Genomic DNA, 22,970 nt, shown 5'->3' with positions numbered 1-22,970 from the left:
CGCCTCCGATCAACCCGACCGAAGCCACCAACAGAACTCAACCACCACCCTGTCAGCCCGGCGCATTCTACTCGAATCCGCCACCAGCGCAACCCTCAATCTCAAAGCAACTTATTGATTTACAAGGGCTTTTAGCAGAGGGCCGCGCCAGAAGTGGTGCGCATTATAGGGGGCTGAAAGTGCGCGTCAAGCCCGTTATTCCAATTTCAGCGAAATACGCGCGAAGGCCTTCTTTCCTGCCTGACAGACATGGGTCGCACCAGTCCGGAACAAGAAGCTCCGATCTACGACCTGACCATCAACTCGAACCCCGCCCACTCCCAAAAGGTCGCGCGCGACTGCCGCATTCTTCACCAACCCCGCTTTATTAAGGACAGATGCGATCGGCATATCCTGATCAGACACCAACTCGATCTCTGGAAGATTCTCGGGTAACTCACCCTCTCTCATTCTATTACCGGCCGACCGATGAGCCATTGTTGCCGCGTCCTCGCCATGGAAGCGTGCAACGATCTCCTCCGCGAGCTTGATCTTGATATCCCGAGGATTCGCCCCGCGCTCGACGTCGGCGCGAAATGCGCCGATCTCTTCAACGGTACGAAAGCTCAGTAACTCGAAATAACGCCACATCAGCGCATCAGGAATCGATACGAGCTTGCTGTACATCACCCCCGGCGACTCCTGAATCCCGACGTAATTACCGAGCGACTTGGACATCTTCTTGACGCCATCCAGCCCCTCAAGCAACGGCATCGTGACCACGCATTGGGATTCCTGCCCATAGGCTCGCTGTAACTCGCGCCCCATAAGCAGATTGAATTTCTGATCGGTCCCACCCAATTCGATATCGGCCTTCAAGGCGACGGAGTCGTAGCCCTGAACGAGCGGGTAAAGGAACTCATGAATAGCTATCGGCTGATTCGTGGCATAGCGCTTGCTGAAATCATCGCGCTCCAGCATTCGAGCCACCGTATATTGCGAGGCAAGCCTGATCATGTCCGACGGCTTCAGCTGATCCATCCAGGACGAATTGAAGGCAACCTCGGTCTTCGCTGGATCTAGGATCTTGAATACCTGCGCCTTGTACGTCTCGGCGTTCTCCAACACTTGATCACGAGTCAGTGGCGGCCTTGTTGCGCTCTTGCCGCTCGGATCGCCAATCATTCCGGTGAAGTCGCCGATGAGGAAAATCACCTGGTGCCCCAAGTCCTGCAACTGGCGCATCTTGTTGATCAGCACGGTGTGTCCCAAGTGCAGATCGGGAGCAGTCGGATCGAATCCCGCCTTGACGCGCAGAGGCTGCCCGCGCCGTAGCTTGGCGATCAGCTCCGATTCGACGAGCACTTCGTCAGCGCCCCGCTTGATGACCGACAACTGCTCCTCAACCGACCTCATGACAGGCTCCGCATCTGCAAATAAAGGGGGGCAAGCCTTACAAGATCATGTGAAAAATACAAGCGTGAAGCACGCCGCCGCTCGACGAGCGGAGAGCACTCAAGGGTTGCCTCACGCGGACTTTGCTTATATTTTAGACAGTTATTTCCTGTGCAAAAACATGCCAGATACCTGATGACCAATCAAAAAGCCCCCCTCTACCCGAAGAGCCACCTGTTGGCGGCCAGCGGTGTAGCCGCGCTGCTCAGCCTGGCACTGCTTGTCTTCCCTTCTCGCGAAGTAGAAGCGAAGAAAAGCCTGATTGATCTTCGCTTGGACTATGCTGCCGAGCAGGCAGTGGTACCGGAAGTCTCCGACGACGTCACCGCCCCCGAATCCGATTCGCCTTTTGCCTCCATCGAACAGAGCTCCAACGAAGTAGCTGAGCAACTGGCGTCCCCGCAAGAGGACCCGCGCAGCAAGAAGCTGGTGGCGACCAACGGCGACACCCTTTCCACGCTCTTCGCCAAAGCCGGCCTTCCATCTAATACCGTCCACAGCGTGCTGGCCAGCAGCAAAGACGCTAAACAGCTGAGCCGATTGAAGGTAGGACAGGTATTCGAATTCCAGCTGACCGAGCAGGGTGAGCTCGCCAGCCTGCAGAGCAGGATTAGCGCGCTCGAGACCCTGCACCTCGAAAGAACAGACAGCGGCTATACGTTTAAGAAAGAAGAGATCAAGCCGGAGCTAAAAGCCGTATACGCTCACGGTGAAATCAACAGCAGTCTGTTCGTTGCTGCACGCCAGGCCGGCCTGAGCCACAACCTGACGATGGATTTGGCAAACGTATTCGGTTATGACATCGACTTCGCGCTGGACATCCACAAGGGTGATTCCTTCGATCTGATCTACGAAGAGAAAATCGTCGATGGCAAGCGCGTTGGCACGGGGAACATTCTGGCTGCACGGTTCATCAACCGCGGCAAGACCTACACTGCCGTGCGCTACACCAGCAAGAACGGCACGACCAGCTATTACAACGCCGACGGCAACAGCATGCGTAAGGCGTTCATTCGCACCCCGGTAGACTTCGCCCGCATCAGCTCTCGCTTCTCAAACGGTCGCAAGCATCCGATTCTGAACAAGATTCGTGCGCATAAAGGCGTCGACTATGCCGCTCCGCATGGCACGCCGATCAAGAGTGCAGGTGACGGCAAAGTGCTGCTCGCCGGGCGCAAGGGCGGTTACGGCAATACCGTAATCATCCAGCACGGGCAGCGTTATCGGACGCTTTATGCGCATATGCAAGGTTTTGCCAAAGGTGTGAAGAACGGCTCCACGGTCAAGCAGGGTCAGATCATCGGCTATATCGGAACGACCGGACTGTCTACCGGACCTCACCTGCATTACGAGTTCCAAGTAGACGGCGCGCATGTCGACCCGCTAGGGCTGAAGTTGCCGATGGCCGATCCGATTGCAAAGAACGAGAAGCAGCGTTTCATGGCGCTCAGTCAGCCGCTCATGGCTCGCATGGATGACGAGCGCGCAACCATGCTGGCACTCAACAAGCAATAAGCATGGCACTGTATCTCGGCGTCATGTCCGGCACCAGTCTGGACGGACTGGACGTCGTTCTCGTCGAGCAGACCAATCAGACCAGACTTCTGGCCAGCCGCTTTCGCCCGTTACCCGATGATCTACGCCATGAGATTCTGGCGCTCTGCTCTTCCGGACCCGATGAGCTGGCTCGCGCGGCGCTGATCGAGCAGCAGTGGGTGACGCTAACCGCGTCGGTCATCCGTGAACTGCTCGAGCAAACCCAACTCAAGCCGGCGGCAATCCGCGCGATTGGTAGCCACGGACAAACCGTGCGCCACGAGCCGCAGCGAGGCTTCAGCATTCAAATCGGCAATCCGGCCCTGCTCGCCGAGCTCAGCGGCATCACCGTTGTCGGCGACTTTCGTCGTCGTGATGTCGCGGCTGGCGGACAAGGCGCCCCATTAGTGCCGGCATTTCACGAAGCAGCGTTCCAGGCGGACGACAGGGTGCGGGCGGTTCTCAACGTCGGCGGCTTCAGCAATCTCAGTCTGCTCAGTCCGGGCCAGCCCGTTCGCGGCTTCGATTGCGGGCCGGGCAATGTCTTGCTGGATACCTGGATCCAGGTGCAGCGTGGCCAGCCATTCGACCGAGACGGCGCCTGGGCAGCAAGCGGTAACCTCGACGCCAGCCTGTTGCGGGCAATGCTGGATGACGAGTTTTTTTCTCGACAAGGCCCGAAAAGTACCGGTCGTGAACTGTTTAACCTGCCTTGGCTGGAACAGCACCTGTCCGGCAGAACGTTGCTGGCGGAGGATGTTCAGGCGACGCTGCTGGAACTGACGGCGCGCAGCATCAGCGAGGCACTGGAGCGCGGGCAGCCCGATACTCAGGAGCTGCTCGTTTGTGGCGGCGGCGCCCACAACACCGCGCTGATGCGGCGACTACAGGCTCTGCAGCCCAATCGTCACGTCTGCAGCACCGAAGCGTTCGGCATCGCCCCCGACTGGGTGGAAGCCACGGCTTTCGCGTGGCTGGCGCACTGCTGCCTGGAAAACATTCCGGCCAACCGCCCCAGCGTGACCGGCGCAAGAGGCCCGCGAATTCTCGGCGCGATCTATCCGGCCTAAGCAGCAGCGTCCATAAACGATAACGCCGCGCAAAGCGCGGCGTTATCGCAAGCACAGTTATCTCAGATGGAAAACGATTGACCGCAGCCACAAGTCGTCGTGGCATTCGGGTTGGTGATCACGAAGCGAGACCCTTCGAGCCCCTCTTGGTAATCGACTTCCGCTCCGGCCAGATACTGATAGCTCATCGGGTCCACGACCAGACTGACCCCTTCGCGCTCGATGATCGTGTCGTCGTCCGCCACGTCCTCATCGAACGTGAAACCATACTGAAAGCCCGAGCAACCACCCCCCGTGACGAATACGCGCAGCTTTAGCCGCGGGTTGCCCTCTTCTTCGACCAAGGTCTTCACCTTGCTCGCGGCACCCTGGCTGAACTGGATCGCGGTGGGTGTGAAGGATTCGACACTCATTGAGTTCTCCCGGCGCTAGAACGCCTACTGCTATGGCGAAGCATTATCCGCTTGCCCTACCAAATTGGTCAACTATTGGTCGATCAAGGAAAGCAGCTCGGTTTTTCGGACTCAAGGCAGCAAGGCGACGTTGTTCAGCCCTAGACGCTCATCCATACCGAAAACGATGTTCATGTTCTGGATCGCCTGACCCGATGCGCCCTTCACCAGATTATCGATAACCGAAAGTACCACCACCAGATCACCACCCTGCGGGCGATGCACCGCGATACGGCACATGTTCGCACCACGCACGCTGCGTGTCTCCGGATGGCTGCCCGCCGGCATTACATCGACGAAGGGCTCGTCGGCGTAGCGCTTTTCATACAGTGCCTGCACGTCTACCGAGGTATCGATCAAGCTTGCATAGAGCGTGGCATGAATGCCGCGAATCATCGGAGTCAGATGGGGAACGAAAGTCAGCCCCACCTCGCCGCCCGCCGCGCGGCGCAGCCCCTGACTAATTTCCGGCAGATGTCGATGCCCCTTGACTGCATAGGCCATCATGCTTTCGCCGGCCTCGGTGAACAGTGAGCTAATCTTCGCCGCACGCCCCGCACCGCTGACGCCGGACTTGCAATCGGCAATCAGCCGACCGTTGTCGACCAGACTATTCTCCAAGAGCGGTAGAAAGCCGAGCTGAGTGGCAGTGGGATAACAACCCGGCACGGCGATCAGCCGCGCGCCGCGAATCTGCTCGCGATTGACCTCAGGCAGGCCATAGACTGCTTCGCCCAGCAGATGCGCTGCGCCATGCGGCTGGCCGTACCATCTGGACCACTCTTCGGCATCTTGCAGGCGAAAATCGGCCGACAGGTCGATTACCCGTGTTCCGGCTTCGAGCAGCTCCCCAGCCAGGGCATGCGCCACGCCGTGCGGTGTCGCGAAGAAGACCACATCGCAGGCGCCCAGCTTGGCCACATCCGGCACGCTGAATGCGAGGCCGTCGTAGTGGCCGCGCAGATTGGGATACAGGTCGGTAACCTTGACGCCGTCTTCCGAGCGCGAGGTGATCACCACCACCTCGGCCTGCGGGTGCTGGGCCAGCAGGCGCAGCAATTCCACCCCGGTGTAGCCCGTGCCGCCGACGATACCGACCTTGATCATGTCTGCCTCGCAATGAACGCCATAAAAGTAAAGGATGATAAAGCTGCTTTGATTGCCGGCCAACCATCAGGGTGACGGATCGTCCAACAATCAATACTATCGGCTCCCATCGGAATTCGGAGACGCCCGCGAATGCTCTATCTCTGGCTCAAAGCCTTCCACCTCATTTCCATCGTGTGCTGGTTCGCCGGCCTTTTCTACCTCCCACGCCTGTTCGTCTACCACGCCATGAGCGACGACGCGCCCAGCCGCGAACGCTTCAAGATCATGGAACGCAAGCTCTACCGCGGCATCATGCTGCCCTCGATGGTGGCGACGCTGGCGTTCGGCATCGCGATGGCGGCGCTCAATCCAACGCTGTTCACCGGCGGTGGCTGGCTGCATGTGAAGTTCGCCCTGGTCCTCTTGCTGATCGGTTACCACCACATGTGCGGCGCCCAGCTCAAGCGTTTCGCCCGCGATGAGAATGTTCGCGGGCATGTGTTCTACCGCTGGTTCAACGAAGTGCCGGTGCTGTTCCTGCTGGCGATCGTCATCCTGGCGGTGATAAAGCCCTTCTAACGCGCCACGGTTGGCGATGCGTAGGCCTCGCCGAAGGCGAGATCTGTTTTCCAGTGACACGGATGCCACATGAACGAAGCCCATTACAAGATCCTCTTCCGCGGTGAGCTGATACCCGGCGCCAGCGCCGACGCCGTGAAAAACAATCTGGCGCAGCTTTTCAAGACCGACCGCGCGCGAATCGAACGGCTTTTCGGCGCGAGCGAAGTCGCACTCAAGCGCCAGCTGCGCAGCGACGAGGCCGACCGTTATCTGGCCGCACTCCATCGCGCCGGCGCCCACGCGCACAAGGAGCCTGAGCAGCTCCAGCTTCAACTGCAGGAACTGACCGACAATCCCACCGCAGATCAGGCGCAGATGAACTGCCCCAAGTGCGGGCATACGCAACCGCAGCACGAACAATGCTCGGCGTGCGGAATCGTTATCGCGAAATTTCTTGCCCGTCAGGTGCAGCAGGCGAAGGAAGTTTCACCACCTGCCACCGCTGACAGCCAATCACCGTACGCCCCGCCGCAGGCAACGCTCGAGATACCACTGGAGAGCCACGGCGAGTTGCGCGTGTTCTCTGTGCAGGGCCGCATCGGCCGACTGCGCTATCTGGCTTGGTCCCTGGTGGTAATGGTGGCCGTTGCCGGTCTGTTCGGCATAGCCGCCATCGTGGCGGCGATCTCGAAACCTGTCGGGTTGTTGCTCATGGCACTGCTGGCAATCGCGGCCCTGGTGATCAACGTGCAGATCGGGGTCCAGCGACTGCACGACATCGGCGTGTCCGGCTGGCTTCTGCTGCTCAATCTGGTGCCGGTGATAGGTGTCTTCGTGCCGCTACTGATGATCGTTATTCCCGGCAAGCGCGGGCCGAATCGCTACGGCCCGCCGCAGCCAGCCAACAGCCTGGCGGTAAAGGTGCTTGCGGCGCTGTGGCTGCTGCTGGTGATCGGCGGTGTATTGGTCGCGATCACTGTGCCTGCCGCCACGCAGTATCTGCACCACGCCGGCTGACGCGCCGGCTCAGTCGGCCTGTACGGCGCGACCGTCCGCCCAGGCACGCAGCGCCGCCAGATCCTCGGCCATCACCACCGAAAGCGGTGACGTCGCCTGGATGCTTTCCACCAGCAGCGGCAGGTCGACCGCCCGTTGGCGAGCCTGCGCGGCATACACGGCACTGACTACCACCTGCTCGATCTCGGCTCCGGAGAAACCCGCGCTGGCATCGGCCAGCACGTTCAGATCGAAATCCGCCTCGGCCAGCTCGCGACGCGTCAGGTGGATACGGAAGATGTCCGCGCGAGTCTCGCTATCCGGCAGATCGACGAAAAACAGCTCGTCGAAGCGCCCCTTGCGCAGCAGCTCCGGCGGCAACCGATCGATCGCATTGGCCGTGGCGACCATAAATACCGATGCCGCGCGCTCGGCCATCCAGGTCAGCAGCGTACCCAGCACTCGCTGACTGACGCCACCGTCCATCTCGCCGGTCGCCAGGCCCTTCTCGATTTCATCCATCCACAGCACGCAGGGCGCCATCTGCTCGGCCAGACGCAGCGCCTCGCGCAGGTTGCGCTCGGTCTCGCCGAAGTACTTGTTGTACAGGCAGGCGAAGTCCAGGCGCAGCAACGGCAGCCCCCAGAGTCCGGCCACCGCTTTCGCCGCCAGGCTCTTGCCGCCACCCTGCACGCCCACCAGCATCACCCCGCGCGGCATATCCGCTGCCGCACCGGCGAGGAACGCGCTCTGGCGCTCGCCCAGCCAGCGCCGGAAATGCCGCAAACCGCCCACCTCGGCGAAGCGCGCCGTCTCGCGTTCGAAGCTCAACACACCGTCCAGGTCGAGCAGCTGGAACTTGCCGCGGTTGAGTTCCGGTAAGTCTTCCTGGGTGATGGCGCCATCGTCACAGATCAGATTGCGCGCCAGGCTGCGCGCCTCCGCATGGCTCATGCCACGCAGATTCTTCACCACCTGCTGCAGGGTCCGATTGTCGGTGCGTACCCGCGCACCGCGATTGCGCTCGCTCCAGCGCGCGGCTTCCTCGCGGACGATCGCCAGCAATTCTTCCTCGCTCGGCAATGCGAGGCTGAAGCGCGCGGTCAGGCGCTGCAGCTCCGCCGGCAGCTTCAACGCATGCGACACCAGCACCAGCGTTGGTGTCGCCCCCATCGCAATCTCCTTGAGCAGGCGCACCACACGCGGCTCGTCGAGAAAGGGGTGCAGATCGCAGAACACGTACAGATTCGGCTGGGGATCATGCTTGACCAGTCGGAGCGCGGTTTCCGGCGCGTTGCTGTCTTCGCCCTGCGGTTCGCCGCCAAAACCGAGACGGCGAACCCCCTCGGTTACCGACCACACGTAAAGACTCAGGCTCCGCCGCACGGCTAGGCCCGTTAGCGTTTCCAGCACGCGCAGCTCGTCCCACGACTCGATCACGATCAGCCGAACGCGTGAGTCGAGCACCAGTCCCAGATCATGAATATCGTTCTTCACCCCATCTCCTTATGGTGGGATTCATCAGCCTCGAAGCGGCCTGTTACACTGTCCAACCGCTCGACGCCTGGAGGAATGCCATGGATTGCCTGTTCTGCAAGATCGTGGCTGGGGATATCCCGGCACGCAAGCTCTACGAAGACGACCAGGTCATAGCATTCGAAGATATTGCTCCGCAGGCGCCGGTGCATTTCCTGGTCATCCCGAAAAAGCACATTCCGACCCTGCATGACCTCAGCGAGAAGGATGACAAGGCCCTGGCCGGACACATCCTGTTCACCGCCCAGCGCCTGGCCGAGCAACGCGGTTGTGCCGAGGGTTTTCGTGTGGTGATGAACTGCAACGACCTGGGCGGACAGACGGTCTACCACATTCACATGCACGTGCTGGGACAGCGCCAGATGCACTGGCCGCCGGGCTGATTGGCGCTCTGCGCTCACGAATCCATCCGCGCGTCGTTTCAATCCGGAGGCATCATGACAACCCATCGCCATTACTCTCCCGCCGATCGCCTGCTGATGCAGGCTGACGCGGCGCTGCGCACACTGCTGCCCTTCAGCGGCCAGCCCGGCCGGCCCTCGCCCGCCGTGGTCAAGCCGGACGCCGAACTGGACGAGCGCGACTCGCGCCACGTCGCCGGGCTGATGCGCATCAACCACACCGGTGAGGTGTGCGCGCAAGCGCTGTACCAGGGGCAGGCGCTCACCGCGCGACTGCCACAGGTGCGCGCGGCGATGGAACGCGCGGCCGACGAGGAAATCGACCACCTGGCCTGGTGCGAGCAACGCATTCGCCAACTGGGCAGCCACACCAGCGTGCTCAATCCGCTGTTCTATGGCCTCTCCTTCGGTATCGGCGCCTCGGCCGGACTGATCAGCGACCGGGTCAGCCTGGGCTTCGTCGCAGCCACCGAAGATCAGGTCTGCAAGCACCTGGACGACCATCTCGAACAACTTCCGGCCGAAGACGAGAAATCCCGCGCCATCCTCGAACAAATGCGCGTCGACGAAGCCGAGCACTCCACCAACGCGATTGCTGCCGGCGGCCTGCGCTTTCCCGCTCCGATCAAGTTCGGCATGAGCATGATGGCCAAGGTGATGACGAAGACCACCTACCGCATCTAGCGCGCCGGATGCTGTAAACAGAAAAGGACGCCTGGAGCGTCCTTTTCTTATTAAGCAAGTCTCTCGACTCGGCGGTATGCGCGGAGAAACTCAGCCCAGTTCGACAATCTCGTAGTCGTGGCTGATCTCGACGCCCGCGCGGCCCAGCATGATCGATGCCGAGCAATATTTCTCGGAGGAAAGTTCGACCGCTCGTTTGACCTGCGCCTCTTTCAGGCCGCGGCCCTTGACCACGAAACGCAGGTGAATCTTGGTGAATACCTTGGGATCTTCGGCTGCGCGCTCGGCTTCGAGAAAGGCCTCGCAACTTTCCACCGCTTGTCGCGATTTGCGGAGAATGCTGACGACATCGAAGTTGCTGCAGCCGCCCAAGCCCAGCAACAGCATCTCCATCGGACGCACACCGAGGTTGCGCCCGCCGCTCTCCGGCGGGCCGTCCATCACGACCACATGGCCGCTGCCGGATTCGCCGAGAAACATGGCCTCGCCCGCCCATTGAATGCGCGCTTTCATTCACTAACTCCCAGAAAAAATTGCCAGATAGCTTAACATGCACGGTTCGAGTGCTGAGGACTGCACCCCCGACCAAAGGCGCGTTGACCGACTGCGTAACTCTGTCGCAACTTCGGTTGGTTAAATTTCGTCTGATAAGCTGGCCTCTGCTTATCAACGACTGTTCGTCACACATAACAAGAACCAGCCTCATTCCAAGTATTTTCCGGGACCTAGAGCATGGTAGCTATCACACTTACGCCAAAGATCAAGAACATCGACAAACTGCTGGCCCACTGTCACCGACGTCGATATACCGCCAAAAGCACCATCATTTACGCCGGTGATCGCTGCGAATCGCTTTTCTTTATCGTCAAGGGTTCGGTGACCATTCTGATCGAGGACGATGACGGCCGCGAGATGATCATCGCCTACCTCAATGCCGGCGACTTCTTCGGCGAGATGGGTCTGTTCGAAAAGGAAGGCAGCGAGAAAGAACGCAGCGCCTGGGTCCGCGCCAAGACCGAGTGCGAAGTCGCCGAACTCAGCTACGCCAAGTTCCGCGAACTGACGCAGCAGGACCCGGAAATTCTCTACGCGCTGGGCAGCCAGATGGCTGATCGCCTGCGCAACACCACCCGCAAGGTCGGCGATCTGGCGTTTCTCGACGTTACCGGCCGCGTCGCCCGCACGCTGCTCGACCTGTGCAAGCAGCCCGACGCGATGACCCATCCCGACGGCATGCAGATCAAGATCACCCGCCAGGAAATCGGCCGCATCGTCGGTTGCTCGCGCGAGATGGTCGGGCGCGTGCTGAAAAGCCTCGAATCGCAGGGGCTGGTCTACGTCAAAGGCAAGACGATGGTGGTTTTCGGAACACGCTGAACCTGCAGCGGCACCTGAAGAACGAAGGCCGAGGCATCACCGATGCCCCGGCCTTTATTTTTCAGCGGCGCATCACTCCGCGATCCGTGCGCGGCGACCGGGGAAGAACAACCGTTGTAGCTCGGCGCCCGGCTGCTCGGCACGCATGAACGCCTCGCCCACCAGAAACGCGTAGACCTGATTGATCTCCATCAGCTCGACGTCGGCGCGGTTGAGGATGCCGCTCTCGGTCACTACCACACGGTCCTGTGGCACGCGTGGGAGCAGATCCAGCGTCGTCTCGAGGCTGACCTCGAACGTGTGCAGGTTGCGATTGTTGATCCCCAGCAGCGGCGTTTCCAGTTTCAGCGCACGCTCGAGTTCATCGCCGTCGTGCACTTCCACCAGCACATCCAGTCCATGCTGCGCGGCCACGGCAGCCAGCTCGGCCATGCGCGCATCCTCCAGCGCGGCGACGATCAGCAGGATGCAGTCGGCGCCAAGCGCGCGGGCCTCGACCACCTGGTAGGGATCGACCATGAAGTCCTTGCGGATCACCGGCAGGCTGCAGGCCGCGCGTGCCTGCTGCAGATAGGCATCGGCGCCCTGAAAGAAATTCACATCGGTCAGTACCGACAGGCAGGCAGCGCCGCCCGCTTCGTAGCTGCGCGCGATTTCGGCGGGGTCGAAGTTTTCGCGCAGTACGCCCTTGCTCGGCGATGCCTTCTTCACCTCCGCGATCACTGCCGCTTCCTTGGCCTTGACCCGCCGCTGCACGGCCGCGGCGAAACCACGTACCGGGTCAGCCGCCGCAGCCAGGCGCTCGAGTTCGTCCAGACTGGTCCGCGAACGTCGCTCGGCGACTTCCTCGTACTTGCGCGCGATGATTTTCTCCAGCACGGTCGGCACGCTCATTTCTGGTTCTCCTGCTTGAATACGGCGGTGAAGGACACCAGCTCTTCGAACTTGTCCCGGGCGATGCCGGTGCTCAGCGCATCGTGGGCCAGCTCGACACCCTGCTTCAGGGTCCAGGCCTGATCGGCGGCGTACAGCGCTGCACCGGCGTTGAGCACGATCATGTCGGCGGCCTTCTGCCCGTTCTCGGTCTTGCGCCGCCCGAGCGCATCGCGGATCAGCGCCAGTGAGCCCTGCGCATCTTCGACATTCAGACCGATCAGACTCTGGCTCTTGATGCCGAAGTCCTCCGGCTGCACGGCGTACTCGCGGATTTCGCCATCCTTCAGCTCGGCGATGTGGGTCGGCGCGGCCAGGCTGATCTCGTCCAGGCCATCCTGCGCATGCACCACCAGCACATGCTTGCTGCCCAGACGCTGCAACACCTCGGCCATCGGCCGGCACAGCGCCTTGCTGAACACACCGAGGACCTGATGACGGACGCCGGCCGGATTGGCCATCGGCCCAAGGATGTTGAACAGCGTGCGCAGCCCCAGTTCACGTCGCGCCCCGGCGGCGAACTTCATCGCACCGTGATGGGCGGGCGCGAACATGAAACCGACGCCCACGGTATCGACGCTGCGCGCCACCTGCTCGGGGGTGAGGTCGAGGTAGACGCCAGCCGCTTCCAGCAGATCGGCGCTGCCGCTCTTGCCCGACACCGCGCGATTGCCATGCTTGGCCACCTTGCCGCCAGCCGCGGCGACGACGAAGGCGGCGGCCGTGGAGACGTTGAAGATGTTCATGCCGTCGCCACCGGTACCGCAGGTGTCGACCAGCCGGTCGACCTCGAACCTCACCGGCTCGGCCAGCTCGCGCATGACCTGCACGGCGCCGACGATCTCGTCGATGGTCTCGCTCTTCATGCGCATGCCCATCAGGAAGGCACCGATCTGCGCGTCGGTGCACTGGCCGGTCATGATCTGGCGCATCACCGCCTTCATTTCCTCGGTGGAGAGGTCGAGCTGCCCGGCGATGCGGTTGAGGGCTTCCTTGATATCCATCAGCGCACGCCTCCGGTCTGCTTCAGAAAGTTGGCGAACAGCTCGTGCCCCTGTTCGGTCAGGATCGATTCGGGATGGAACTGCACCCCTTCGATATTCAGCGTCTTGTGCCGCAGGCCCATGATCTCGTCGACCGAGCCGTCTTCCAGCTGGGTCCAGGCGCTGATTTCCAGGCACTCGGGCAGTGTCTCGCGCTTGACCACCAGCGAGTGATAGCGGGTGACCGTGAGCGGATTGTTCAGCCCGGCAAACACGCCCTGATCGCGATGGAACACCGGGCTGGTCTTGCCGTGCATGGCCTGGCGCGCGCGCACCACGTCGCCACCGAACGCCTGGCCGATGCTCTGGTGGCCGAGGCAGACACCGAGAATCGGCAGCTTGCCGGCGAAATGGCGGATCAGCTCCAACGACACACCGGCTTCGTTCGGCGTGCAGGGACCGGGGGAGACCACGATGCGCTCGGGCTGCAGCGCCTCGATTTCGGCCACGCTCAACTCGTCGTTGCGCACCACCTTGACGTCCGCGCCCAGCTCGCCGAGATACTGCACGACGTTGTAGGTAAAGGAATCGTAGTTATCCAGCATCAGCAGCATGATCAGTTCTCCTGCTGGTCGCGTTCGGCGAGGGCCACCGCGCGGAACATGGCGCGGCGCTTGTTCAGCGTCTCTTCCCACTCCAGCGCCGGTTGCGAATCGGCGACGATGCCGGCACCGGCCTGCACGTGCAGCTCGCCGTCCTTGATCACCGCGGTGCGGATGGCGATCGCCGTATCCATGTTGCCGTTCCAGGCGAGATAGCCGACGGCGCCGCCGTAGACACCGCGCTTGACCGGTTCCAGTTCGTCGATGATCTCCATCGCACGGATCTTCGGCGCCCCGGACAGCGTGCCTGCGGGCAGGATCGCGCGCAGTGCATCCATCGCCGACAGGCGCGCCTTGAGCTGGCCGGTGACGTTGGACACGATGTGCATGACGTTGGAATAACGCTCGATGACCATCTTCTCGGTGACCTTCACCGAACCGGTCTCGGCCACCCGGCCGACATCGTTGCGTCCCAGATCGATCAGCATCAGGTGCTCGGCCAACTCTTTGCTATCCGACAGCAGGTCCTGCTCGAGCGCCAGATCGGCTTCCTCGCTGGCACCGCGCGGGCGGGTGCCGGCAATCGGTCGCACGGTGACCAGGCCGTCCTCGACCCGCACCAATACCTCGGGCGAGGAACCGACCACATGAAAGTCGCCGAAGTTGAAGAAATACATGTACGGCGTCGGGTTGAAGCAGCGCAGCGCGCGATACAGATCGATCGGCGCCGCCTTGAACGGGATCGACATGCGCTGCGAGATGACCACCTGCATGCAGTCGCCGGCAAGGATGTAGTCCTTGATGCGGCGCACGGCCTGCTCGAAATCTCCGCGGCTGAAGCTCGAGCGGAAGCTCGGCTCTCGTCCGGCGGACGCCTCGAAATCCAGCCCGAGGCGCGGCGCGATCGGCTGACGCAGTTTCTCGCGCAGCTTCGCCAGATGCGCCAGCCCTTGCTCATAGGCGCCGTCGACGGCCGGATCGACCAGCACGATGCAGTGCAGCTTTCCAGCCAGATTGTCGAACACCACCACCGCGTCGGAAACCATCAGCAGGATGTCCGGCGTACCCAGCGGATCGGAATGCGGGCACTGCGCCAGCTTGCGCTCGACGTAGCGCACGCTGTCGTAACCGAAATAGCCGACCAGACCGCCGTTGAAACGCGGCAGGCCGGCGACTGGCGCCACGCGGTAGCGCTGCTGGAAGGATTCGACGAAGGCCAGCGGGTCCTCGACGTCCAGCGCTTCCGTCTCGGTGCCTTCGACCGTCACGCGAACATGGTGATCATGCACGCGCAGCACGGTACGACAGGGCAGACCGATGATCGAATAGCGCCCCCACTTTTCCCCGCCCTGCACCGACTCGAGCAGATAGGAGTTGGGCGCGTCGGCGAGCTTGAGGTACAGCGACAGCGGGGTATCGAAATCGGCCAGCGTCTCGAACGAGAGCGGAATGCGGTTGTGGCCTTCGGCGGCCAGGCGCAGGAATTCTTCGCGGGTCATATCAGCCTCGTGGTTGAGGGGCGTACAGAGAGGTTCGCAAACGCACCGGCGCGAAGCCGGTCGGGACTGATCAGGCGCGCCAGCGCCAACGGGCCAGGGCCTTGATGACCTTCATCCACTGTTTGCGGGTAACCACCACGATCTGATCTCTTCGGCGGGGTTAGCGGGAATCGGGCCACACTAGCGCAGCCCGGAAACCGAAGCAACCAGCAGGCGCAGGTCATCCAGCACCAGCGCGGGGCGCTCCTCGGCAATCGGCCGGCCGTGGTTGTAGCCGTAGGTCAGCCCGACGCAGCGCACGCCGGCGGCATCGGCGGCACGTACGTCGTTGCGCGAATCGCCGACGAACAGCGACTCGGCCGGCGTTGCGCCCGCCTTCTCCATCACCCAGAACAGCGCTGCCGGATCGGGCTTCTGCTGCGGCAGCGTATCGCCACCGACCAGCCAGCCGAAGTAGCCGCCCAGGCTCTTCTCTTCCAGCAGCGGCGCGACGAACTGGGCCGGCTTGTTGGTGATCACCGCCAGCGCCACGTCCCGCGCGGCGAGCCAGTCCAGACATTCGCGCACGCCCGGGTAAACGCTGGTCAGCGCGTGGCTGCCGGCGTAGGCCTGCATGAACAGCGCCAGCGCCGCGTCGGTTTCGTCTTCGTCGATGCCGGCATGCTCATAACTGCCGGCCAGCGCACGACGCACCAGCACGCGCGAGCCGTTGCCGACCCAGTCGCGCACGCGCTCAATGCCAGCCGGAGCGCGGCCGAGCTGGGCGAGCATGCTGTCCACCGCCGCGGCCAGATCCGGCACCGAGTCCATCAGGGTGCCGTCCAGGTCGAACATCACCAGCCGCGGCAGCCGGCCGTCGAACAGTTGCTCCAGGCGCGTCATGGGCGGGCCAGCGCCAGCTCGGCGCGCATCTGCTCGATCACGGCCTTGTAGTCCGGCTGGTTGAAGATGGCCGAGCCGGCGACAAAGGTGTCGGCACCGGCTGCGGCGATCTCGCGGATGTTCTTCGGATTGACGCCGCCATCGATCTCCAGGCGAATCTCGCGGCCGCTGGCGTCGATCAGGGCGCGCGCCTCGCGCAGCTTGTCCAGCGTGCCGGGGATGAACTTCTGCCCGCCGAAACCGGGGTTGACGCTCATCAGCAGGACCATGTCGATCTTGTCCATCACGTACTTGAGCACATCCAGCGGCGTGGCTGGGTTGAACACCAGTCCGGCCTTGGCACCGCCGTCCTTGATCAGCTGCAGCGAGCGGTCGATGTGCTCGGATGCCTCGGGGTGGAAGGTGATGTAGCTGGCGCCGGCCTCGAGGAAGTCGCCGATCATCCGATCCACCGGCTTGACCATCAGGTGCACGTCGATCGGCGCGGTGACGCCGTGCTTGCGCAGCGCCGAGCAGACCATCGGGCCGATGGTCAGGTTGGGCACGTAGTGGTTGTCCATCACGTCGAAATGGACGATGTCGGCGCCGGCGGCCAGCACGTTGTCCACTTCTTCGCCCAGGCGGGCGAAATTGGCGGAAAGAATCGAAGGGGCGATGGCGAACGGCTGCATGACGACCTCGGATGGCACGGGCGGAATGCCGCGCATTGTACCCGAGGGGTCAGGATTGCGGCGCGCCTGACATCCGTTGGCGGATGCCGGCGCGCCGCCGCACGGTCAGGTCAGTTCGTCGAAGCACTCGCCGATGATCGCCAGGCCACGGTCGAGCAGCTCGTCCTCGGCAGTCAGCGGCACCAGCACGCGCAGCACGTTGTAGTAGGTACCGCAGGACAGCAGGATCAGCCCCTTGTCCCGCGCCCGCGCGACGATCTGCGAAGTCAGCGCCGCCGCCGGGCGCGCCAGGTCGCCATCTTCGAACAGCTCGATAGCGATCATCGCGCCGAGGCCGCGCACCTCGCCGATCTCCTTGTGTTTGGCCTGGATCGCCTTGAGGCCGGTGGTGAGCTTCTCCGCCACCGCCTTGCAGCGGTCGAGCAGATGCTCCTCCTCGAAGATTTCCATGACCGCCAGCGCCGCCGCGCAGGACAGCGGGTTGCCGGCGTAGGTGCCGCCCAGCCCGCCGGGCGCGATGGCATCCATGATTTCGGCCTTGCCGCATACCCCGGCCAGCGGGAAGCCGCCAGCGATCGACTTGGCGAAGGTGGTCAGGTCGGCAACCACGCCCATCTGCTCCATGGCGAAGAAGGTGCCGGTGCGCCCGGCGCCGGTCTGCACCTCGTCGGCGATCAGCAGGATGCCGTGCTCGTCGCAGAGCGCGCGCAGGCGGGCCATGAAATCCTTCGGCGCGACATTGAAGCCGCCCTCACCCTGCACCGGTTCGACGATGATCGCGGCGATGTCGCGCGGCTCGGCGTCATTCTTGAAGATGCGCTCGATGCTCGCGATCGAGTCATCGACACTGACACCATGGATTGCGCAGGGGTACAGCGCACGGAAGATCCCGCCCGGCATCAGGCCCATGCCGGCGGAGTACGGGGCGACCTTGCCGGTCAGGCCGAGGGTCATCATGGTGCGGCCGTGATAGGCGCCGGTGAAAGCAATCACGCCTGCACGGCCGGTAGCGGCGCGGGCGATCTTCACCGCGTTCTCCACGGCCTCGGAGCCGGTGGTGACCAGCAGGGTCTTCTTGGCGAAATCACCCGGCACCCGCGCGTTGATCTTCTCGCACAGCTCGACGTAAGGCTCGTACGCCAGCACCTGGAAGCAGGTGTGGGTGAGCTTGTGCAGCTGGTCTTCCACCGCCTTCACGATCTTCGGATGCAGGTGGCCGGTATTCAGCACGGCGATGCCGCCGGCGAAATCGATGAACTCGCGGCCCTCCACATCCACCACGCTGCTGTTCTTCGCGTGGTCGGCAAAGATCGGGTGGATCTGGCCGACGCCACGGGGAACAGCGGCGACACGGCGTTGCATCAGGGATTCGTTGGTCTTGCTCATAAGCTCCTCGGTAGCCGCTCATCGTCGGCACGGGTCGGAAAGAACGTCAGGAAGCGGGCGCGGCAGCATACGATGATCGACTGCCGCACCATCCAGAGCGTTCGGATTACAGTAAAACTCCGTGCATTATTTTGCACGCCTGATTTGAGCCGCTTGGTCAGATGCCGCCCAGGCACAGGTATTTGATTTCCACGTATTCATCCAGGCCGTACTTCGAGCCTTCACGTCCGAGGCCCGATGCCTTCATGCCACCGAACGGCGCCACCTCGGTGGAGATCACCCCGGTGTTGATGCCCACCATGCCGTACTCCAGCGCCTCGGCGACGCGGAACACGCGGCTCAGGTCGCGGGCGTAGAAATAGGCGGCAAGGCCGAATTCGGTGTCGTTGGCCTGGCGGATCACCTCGGCTTCATCGCGGAAGCGGAACAGCGGCGCCAGCGGGCCGAAGGTTTCCTCGCGCGCCACGGCCATCTCGGCAGTGACGCCGCCCACCAGCGTCGGCTCGAAGAAGTTGCCACCCAAGGCATGGGGTTTGCCACCGGCCAGCAGGGTGGCACCCTTGTCCAGCGCGTCCTGCAGATGGCGCTGCACCTTGGCCACGGCTGCGGCGTCGATCAGCGGACCGGTGGTCACGCCCTCCTCCGCTCCGTTGCCGACCTTCAGCCGCGCGACCGCCGCGGAGAATCTGTCGACGAAGGCGTCGTAGATGCCGTCCTGCACGTAGATGCGGTTGGCACAGACGCAGGTCTGCCCGGCGTTGCGGTACTTGGAAATCATCGCGCCTTCCACCGCCGCGTCCAGATCGGCGTCGTCGAAGACGATAAAGGGTGCGTTGCCGCCAAGCTCCAGCGAGAGCTTCTTGAGCGTCGGCGCGCACTGCTGCATCAGCTTGATGCCCACCGCCGTCGAGCCGGTGAACGAGAGCTTGCGCACCACCGGGTGTTCACAGAGCTCGGCGCCCACTTCGCGGGACGTGGCGGCATCGGCGGTGATCACGCTGAACAGCCCCGCCGGGATGCCCGCACGCTCGGCCAGTGCGGCCAGTGCCAGCGCCGAGAACGGTGTCTGCGGTGCCGGCTTGAGCACCATGGCACAGCCCGCGGCGAGGGCCGGGCCGGCCTTGCGGGTGATCATCGCGCTGGGGAAATTCCACGGGGTGATCGCGGCGGTGACGCCGACCGGCTCCTTCTGCACCAGGATGCGCTTGTCGCCGGCGTGGGCAGGGATCACGTCGCCGTAGAGGCGCTTGCCCTCCTCGGCGAACCATTCGAGGAAGGACGCGGCGTAGGCCACCTCCCCACGCGCCTCGGCGAGCGGCTTGCCCTGTTCGGCGGTCATGATCCGCGCCAGGTCTTCCTGATTCTCCAGCATCAGTTCGTACCAGCGCCGCAGCCGCGCAGCGCGCTCCTTCGCAGTCAGCGCGCGCCAGGCCGGCTGGGCTGCCTGCGCGGCTTCGATGGAGCGGCGGGTTTCACCGCGGCCCATGTTCGGCACGGCGCCGATCAGCTCGCCGGTGGCCGGGTTGAAGATCTCGGTGCGCGCGCCACTATCGGCCTCGCACCATTCACCGTTGAGATAGGCCGTTTGGCGCAACAGCTCGGGTTGCCCAAGTTGCAGAGTCATGTGCGTATTCCGTCAGGCAGGTTGTTGGGTGCGTAGCTTTTCGGCGCGGCCTCGCAGCCACTCCAGGGTCAGCAACAGAGCGATGGAGAAGCCGATCAGCAACGTCGCCGCGGCGGCGATGGTCGGGCTGAGGTTCTCGCGGATGCCGCTGAACATCTGCCGTGGCAGGGTGATCTGCTCGGGGCCGGCGAGGAACAGCGTCACCACCACTTCATCGAACGAGGTGGCGAAGGCGAACAGCGCGCCGGAAATCACCCCCGGTGCGATCAGCGGCAGGGTCACCCGGAAGAACGCGGTCAGCGGCGAGGCGCCAAGGCTGGCCGCTGCGCGCACCAGGTTGTAGTTGAAGCCCTGCAGCGTCGCCGACACCGTGATGATCACGAAGGGCACGCCGAGCACCGCGTGCACGAGGATCAGCGACAGGTAGCTGTTGCCCATGCCCAGCGGCGCGAAGAACAGGTAGCTGGCGACACCGATGATCACCACCGGCACCACCATCGGCGAGATCAGCACCGTCATCAGCAGCGCCTTGCCGCGGAACTCCGCGCGGGTCAGGCCGACCGCCGCCAGCGTGCCAAGGACCACGGCGAGCAAGGTCGCAGCCGGGGCGATGAGCAGACTGTTCTTCAGCGAGCGCATCCAGTCCGCCGAGGTGAACAGCGCCTCGTACCAGCGCAACGAGAACCCCTGCAGCGGATAGACCAGGAACGAGCCGGAGTTGAACGACAGCGGCACGATGACCAGCACCGGCACGATCAGGAACAGCAGCACCAGCGCGCAGAGGATGCGCAGCGCGTAGTACCAGGCCCGTTCGACGGGCGACATGTAGGGGCTCAGCATGAACGGTTCTCCTGCCCGGCATGAAGACTCTGAAAAGGCGGCCGCGCCGCGACGTGTCTCATCTCAACCCAGCCGCAGGCGGCTGGCGCCGACCAGCCAGCTGTAAATCACGTACAGCAACAGCGTGGCGAGCAGCAGCAGCCCGCCCAACGCCGTGGCCATGCCCCAGTTGATAGTGGTGTTGGTGTAGAAGGCGACGAAGTAGCTGACCATCTGGTCGTTCGGGCTGCCGAGCAGCGCCGGGGTGATGTAGTAGCCGATGGCGATGATGAACACCAGCAGGCTGCCGGCACCGACCCCGGCCAGCGTCTGCGGGAAGTACACCCGCCAGAAGCTGGCGAACGGATGACAGCCCAGCGAGACCGCCGCACGCATGTAGCTCGGCGAGATGTTCTTCATCACGCTGTAGATCGGCAGGATCATGAACGGCAGCAGAATGTGCACCATGGCGATGTACACACCGGTGCGGTTGAACACCAGCTGCAGCGGCTCGTCGATCAGGCCCATCTTGAGCAGCGCGCCGTTGATCAGCCCGCCCGACTGCAGCAGCACGATCCACGCGGCGACGCGCACCAGAATCGAGGTCCAGAACGGCAGCAGCACCAGGATCATCAGCAGGTTGCTCTGCCGCGCCGGCAGGTTGGCCAACAGATAGGCCAGCGGATAGGCCAGCAGCAGGCAGACCACCGTGATCACCAGCCCCATCCAGAACGTGCGGGCAAAGATGTCCAGATACACCGCCTGATCCGGCGAGACCTTGGCCAGTTCACCCAGCTCGTCGATGCGGTGATCCAGCGCCGCCAGCAGGTAATAACCGGTCACCGCACTGTCGTTACGCTGGATGATCTGCCAGAACGCCGGATCGCCCCAGCGCTCGTCGAGCGACTCCAGCGCCTCCTGATACGACGCGGGCGTCTCGCGGAACGGCAGCGCTCGCGCGGTCTTGGTCAGCAGGCTGCGGTAGCCGGCCAGCTCCATGTTCAGCCGCTTGGACAGATCGCCCAGGGTTTGCTCGCGACGCGCCTGATAGAGGTCCTCGGCCAACGCCTGGTAGGCGGGTTCCGCCGGCAGTCCGCGACCATCCCATGCGGCCAGCGCCTCCAGCGTGCGCGGCAACGTGTTCACCACCTCCGGATTCTCGACACTGCGCCAGAGCAGCGAGGCGATGGGAACCAGGAAGGTCAGCAACACGAACAGCAGCAGCGGCAGAATCAGCGCCTGCGACTTGAGCTTGTTCACCCGTTCGGCCCGTGCCAGTCGCTGTTTCAGATTGGGCTCGGCGATCTGGTTCGCCGGCAGGGATATTGCTGTGGCCATGAAGACTCCGCGATTCGTTCCGATGGCTGGGACCGGCCCCGCCAGGGCGGCGGGGCTCCAGGGTCAGCGTGCTGCCCAGGCGTTGAAACGCTGTTCGAGCTGTTCGCCGTAGTCGGCCCAGAAGGTCACGTCCATCGCCACCTGGTCGGCAATGTTCTCCGGCGCGGTGGGCATCTGCGCCAGGCGCTTTTCATCCAGCAGCGACACGGCCTGAGTGTTCGCCGGGCCATAGGCGATGGCCTCGGCATAGGCCTTCTGCTGCTGCGGCTCGACGGTGAAGGCGATGAACTTGCGTGCCTGCTCCTGACTCTTGGCACCCTTGGGGATGGCCCAGGAATCGAAGTCGTAGATGCCGCCGTTCCAGACGATCTGCAAGTTGCTCTCGTTCTGCACGGCAGCGATGCGGCCGTTGTAGGCGCTGCTCATCACCACGTCGCCGGAGGCGAGGAACTGCGGCGGCTGCGCGCCGGCTTCCCACCACTGGATATGCGGCTTGAGCTGATCGAGCTTCCTGAAGGCGCGGTTCTGGCCGTCCTTGGTGGCCAGCACCTGATAGACCTCCTTGGCCGGCACACCATCGGCCATCAGCGCAAATTCCAGGGTGTACTTGGCACCCTTGCGCAGGCCGCGCTTGCCGGGGAATTTCTCGGTATCCCAGAAGTCCGCCCAGCCGGACGGCGCGCTCTTGAGCTTGTCGGCGTTATAGGCGAGTACCGTCGACCAGACGAAGAAGCCAACGCCGCAGGGCTGTATCGCACCCTCGACGAAATCGTCCGGATTGCCGACGACGCCCGGATCGAGCTCCTCGAACAGCCCCTCGTCGCAACCGCGCGCCAGCTCCGGCGATTCCACCTCGACCAGGTTCCACGACACGCTGTTGGTGTCGACCATCGCCTTGACCTTGGCCATCTCGCCGTTGTACTCACCGGCGATCAGGCGACCGTTGCCGGCCGCTTCCCAGGGCTCGTAGAAGGCCTTGGTCTGCGCCTGCTTGTTGGCACCGCCGAAGCTCACCGCGGTCAGGCTATCGGCGGCGGCCTGGCCGGCACAGACGAGTCCGAGCGCCAGCGCGGACAGTTTCAGGTAGTTGCTCATAC

At 63.2% G+C, this 22,970-nt stretch carries 23 protein-coding genes; 7 read left to right on the top strand and 16 right to left on the bottom strand.

All coding sequences use genetic code 11. The features are described from left to right. Nucleotides 1-195: 195 nt before the first annotated feature. Nucleotides 196-1,395: a tyrosine--tRNA ligase gene (gene tyrS, locus U8L64_RS15405; RefSeq protein WP_333398189.1), complete on the bottom strand. Its 1,200-nt coding sequence runs from the start codon at nucleotides 1,393-1,395 to the stop codon at nucleotides 196-198. Between the two features lie 174 nt (nucleotides 1,396-1,569). Between tyrS and U8L64_RS15400 the strand changes: the two genes are divergently transcribed. Both U8L64_RS15400 and U8L64_RS15395 read left to right on the top strand, forming a co-directional pair. Next, nucleotides 1,570-2,949: a peptidoglycan DD-metalloendopeptidase family protein gene (locus U8L64_RS15400; protein ID WP_177325175.1), complete on the top strand. Its 1,380-nt coding sequence runs from the start codon at nucleotides 1,570-1,572 to the stop codon at nucleotides 2,947-2,949. 2 nt (nucleotides 2,950-2,951) lie between these two features. Beyond that, nucleotides 2,952-4,040 carry an anhydro-N-acetylmuramic acid kinase gene (locus U8L64_RS15395; protein ID WP_138300977.1) on the top strand — a complete coding sequence of 363 codons (1,089 nt, stop codon included), beginning with the start codon at nucleotides 2,952-2,954 and terminating at the stop codon, nucleotides 4,038-4,040. A 62-nt stretch (nucleotides 4,041-4,102) separates the two neighbouring features. Here the strand turns inward: U8L64_RS15395 and erpA are convergent, their stop codons facing one another. Next, the gene (erpA, locus tag U8L64_RS15390; protein ID WP_003290145.1) at nucleotides 4,103-4,453 is read right to left on the bottom strand and encodes an iron-sulfur cluster insertion protein ErpA; all 351 of its coding nucleotides are present in this window, start codon (nucleotides 4,451-4,453) and stop codon (nucleotides 4,103-4,105) included. A gap of 111 nt (nucleotides 4,454-4,564) precedes the next feature. After that, a complete protein-coding gene (argC, locus tag U8L64_RS15385) occupies nucleotides 4,565-5,599 on the bottom strand; it encodes an N-acetyl-gamma-glutamyl-phosphate reductase (protein ID WP_234303243.1) in 1,035 nt (344 codons plus the stop codon). 132 nt (nucleotides 5,600-5,731) lie between these two features. On the opposite strand from argC, the gene hemJ reads away from it, so the two are divergent. Both hemJ and U8L64_RS15375 read left to right on the top strand, forming a co-directional pair. Next, a complete protein-coding gene (gene hemJ / locus U8L64_RS15380) occupies nucleotides 5,732-6,160 on the top strand; it encodes a protoporphyrinogen oxidase HemJ (protein ID WP_333398188.1) in 429 nt (142 codons plus the stop codon). A gap of 69 nt (nucleotides 6,161-6,229) precedes the next feature. After that, entirely contained in the window at nucleotides 6,230-7,159 is a 930-nt protein-coding gene (locus tag U8L64_RS15375; RefSeq protein WP_333398187.1) for a DUF805 domain-containing protein, read from the top strand. A 9-nt stretch (nucleotides 7,160-7,168) separates the two neighbouring features. Here U8L64_RS15375 and U8L64_RS15370 read toward each other — a convergent pair whose 3' ends face one another. After that, a complete protein-coding gene (locus tag U8L64_RS15370; protein ID WP_333398186.1) occupies nucleotides 7,169-8,635 on the bottom strand; it encodes an AAA family ATPase in 1,467 nt (488 codons plus the stop codon). 80 nt (nucleotides 8,636-8,715) lie between these two features. Between U8L64_RS15370 and U8L64_RS15365 the strand changes: the two genes are divergently transcribed. Both U8L64_RS15365 and coq7 read left to right on the top strand, forming a co-directional pair. Further along, entirely contained in the window at nucleotides 8,716-9,057 is a 342-nt protein-coding gene (locus tag U8L64_RS15365; RefSeq protein ID WP_008568236.1) for a histidine triad nucleotide-binding protein, read from the top strand. 54 nt (nucleotides 9,058-9,111) lie between these two features. Further along, nucleotides 9,112-9,759: a 2-polyprenyl-3-methyl-6-methoxy-1,4-benzoquinone monooxygenase gene (gene coq7, locus U8L64_RS15360; RefSeq protein WP_333398185.1), complete on the top strand. Its 648-nt coding sequence runs from the start codon at nucleotides 9,112-9,114 to the stop codon at nucleotides 9,757-9,759. Between the two features lie 90 nt (nucleotides 9,760-9,849). On the opposite strand, the gene U8L64_RS15355 is transcribed toward coq7, so the two are convergent. Next, on the bottom strand, nucleotides 9,850-10,272 hold the full coding sequence (locus U8L64_RS15355; RefSeq protein WP_333398184.1) for an OsmC family protein: 423 nt from the start codon (nucleotides 10,270-10,272) through the stop codon (nucleotides 9,850-9,852). Nucleotides 10,273-10,491: 219 nt separating this feature from the next. Between U8L64_RS15355 and crp the strand changes: the two genes are divergently transcribed. Then, nucleotides 10,492-11,136 (top strand): cAMP-activated global transcriptional regulator CRP, encoded by a 645-nt coding sequence (gene crp, locus U8L64_RS15350; protein ID WP_008568240.1) that lies wholly within the window; start codon nucleotides 10,492-10,494, stop codon nucleotides 11,134-11,136. A 72-nt stretch (nucleotides 11,137-11,208) separates the two neighbouring features. Here crp and trpC read toward each other — a convergent pair whose 3' ends face one another. From trpC to U8L64_RS15295, 11 genes are all read right to left on the bottom strand, one after another. Continuing rightward, nucleotides 11,209-12,030, bottom strand: coding sequence for an indole-3-glycerol phosphate synthase TrpC (gene trpC / locus U8L64_RS15345; RefSeq protein ID WP_333398183.1), 822 nt, complete (start codon nucleotides 12,028-12,030; stop codon nucleotides 11,209-11,211). Then, nucleotides 12,027-13,073, bottom strand: coding sequence for an anthranilate phosphoribosyltransferase (gene trpD / locus U8L64_RS15340; RefSeq protein ID WP_333398182.1), 1,047 nt, complete (start codon nucleotides 13,071-13,073; stop codon nucleotides 12,027-12,029). Before trpD ends, trpC begins: the two co-directional genes overlap by 4 nt. After that, nucleotides 13,073-13,666, bottom strand: a complete 594-nt coding sequence (locus U8L64_RS15335) for an aminodeoxychorismate/anthranilate synthase component II (protein WP_054094478.1) — start codon at nucleotides 13,664-13,666, stop codon at nucleotides 13,073-13,075. The genes trpD and U8L64_RS15335 overlap by 1 nt, the downstream gene beginning before the upstream one ends. 2 nt (nucleotides 13,667-13,668) lie before the next feature. After that, nucleotides 13,669-15,153, bottom strand: coding sequence for an anthranilate synthase component I (trpE, locus tag U8L64_RS15330; protein ID WP_156716191.1), 1,485 nt, complete (start codon nucleotides 15,151-15,153; stop codon nucleotides 13,669-13,671). Between the two features lie 180 nt (nucleotides 15,154-15,333). Then, nucleotides 15,334-16,035, bottom strand: coding sequence for a phosphoglycolate phosphatase (locus U8L64_RS15325; RefSeq protein WP_333398181.1), 702 nt, complete (start codon nucleotides 16,033-16,035; stop codon nucleotides 15,334-15,336). Further along, the gene (rpe, locus tag U8L64_RS15320) at nucleotides 16,032-16,706 is read right to left on the bottom strand and encodes a ribulose-phosphate 3-epimerase (RefSeq protein ID WP_043298943.1); all 675 of its coding nucleotides are present in this window, start codon (nucleotides 16,704-16,706) and stop codon (nucleotides 16,032-16,034) included. Before rpe ends, U8L64_RS15325 begins: the two co-directional genes overlap by 4 nt. 105 nt (nucleotides 16,707-16,811) lie before the next feature. Further along, on the bottom strand, nucleotides 16,812-18,092 hold the full coding sequence (gabT, locus tag U8L64_RS15315; RefSeq protein ID WP_333398180.1) for a 4-aminobutyrate--2-oxoglutarate transaminase: 1,281 nt from the start codon (nucleotides 18,090-18,092) through the stop codon (nucleotides 16,812-16,814). Nucleotides 18,093-18,249: 157 nt separating this feature from the next. Next, nucleotides 18,250-19,710 carry an NADP-dependent succinate-semialdehyde dehydrogenase gene (gene gabD, locus U8L64_RS15310; RefSeq protein WP_333398200.1) on the bottom strand — a complete coding sequence of 487 codons (1,461 nt, stop codon included), beginning with the start codon at nucleotides 19,708-19,710 and terminating at the stop codon, nucleotides 18,250-18,252. An 18-nt stretch (nucleotides 19,711-19,728) separates the two neighbouring features. Further along, nucleotides 19,729-20,556, bottom strand: a complete 828-nt coding sequence (locus tag U8L64_RS15305; RefSeq protein ID WP_011911951.1) for an ABC transporter permease — start codon at nucleotides 20,554-20,556, stop codon at nucleotides 19,729-19,731. Nucleotides 20,557-20,619: 63 nt separating this feature from the next. Then, nucleotides 20,620-21,873, bottom strand: coding sequence for an ABC transporter permease (locus U8L64_RS15300; protein WP_333398179.1), 1,254 nt, complete (start codon nucleotides 21,871-21,873; stop codon nucleotides 20,620-20,622). 63 nt (nucleotides 21,874-21,936) lie between these two features. Continuing rightward, nucleotides 21,937-22,968 (bottom strand): ABC transporter substrate-binding protein, encoded by a 1,032-nt coding sequence (locus U8L64_RS15295; protein WP_442965292.1) that lies wholly within the window; start codon nucleotides 22,966-22,968, stop codon nucleotides 21,937-21,939. Nucleotides 22,969-22,970 lie beyond the last annotated feature (2 nt).

Source organism: Pseudomonas sp. FIP_A4 (genome assembly GCF_036701605.1).
Lineage (GTDB): Bacteria > Pseudomonadota > Gammaproteobacteria > Pseudomonadales > Pseudomonadaceae > Stutzerimonas > Stutzerimonas phenolilytica.
The sequence above is the reverse complement of the archived record's forward strand: the minus strand, read 5'-3'. Positions and strand labels throughout refer to the sequence as shown.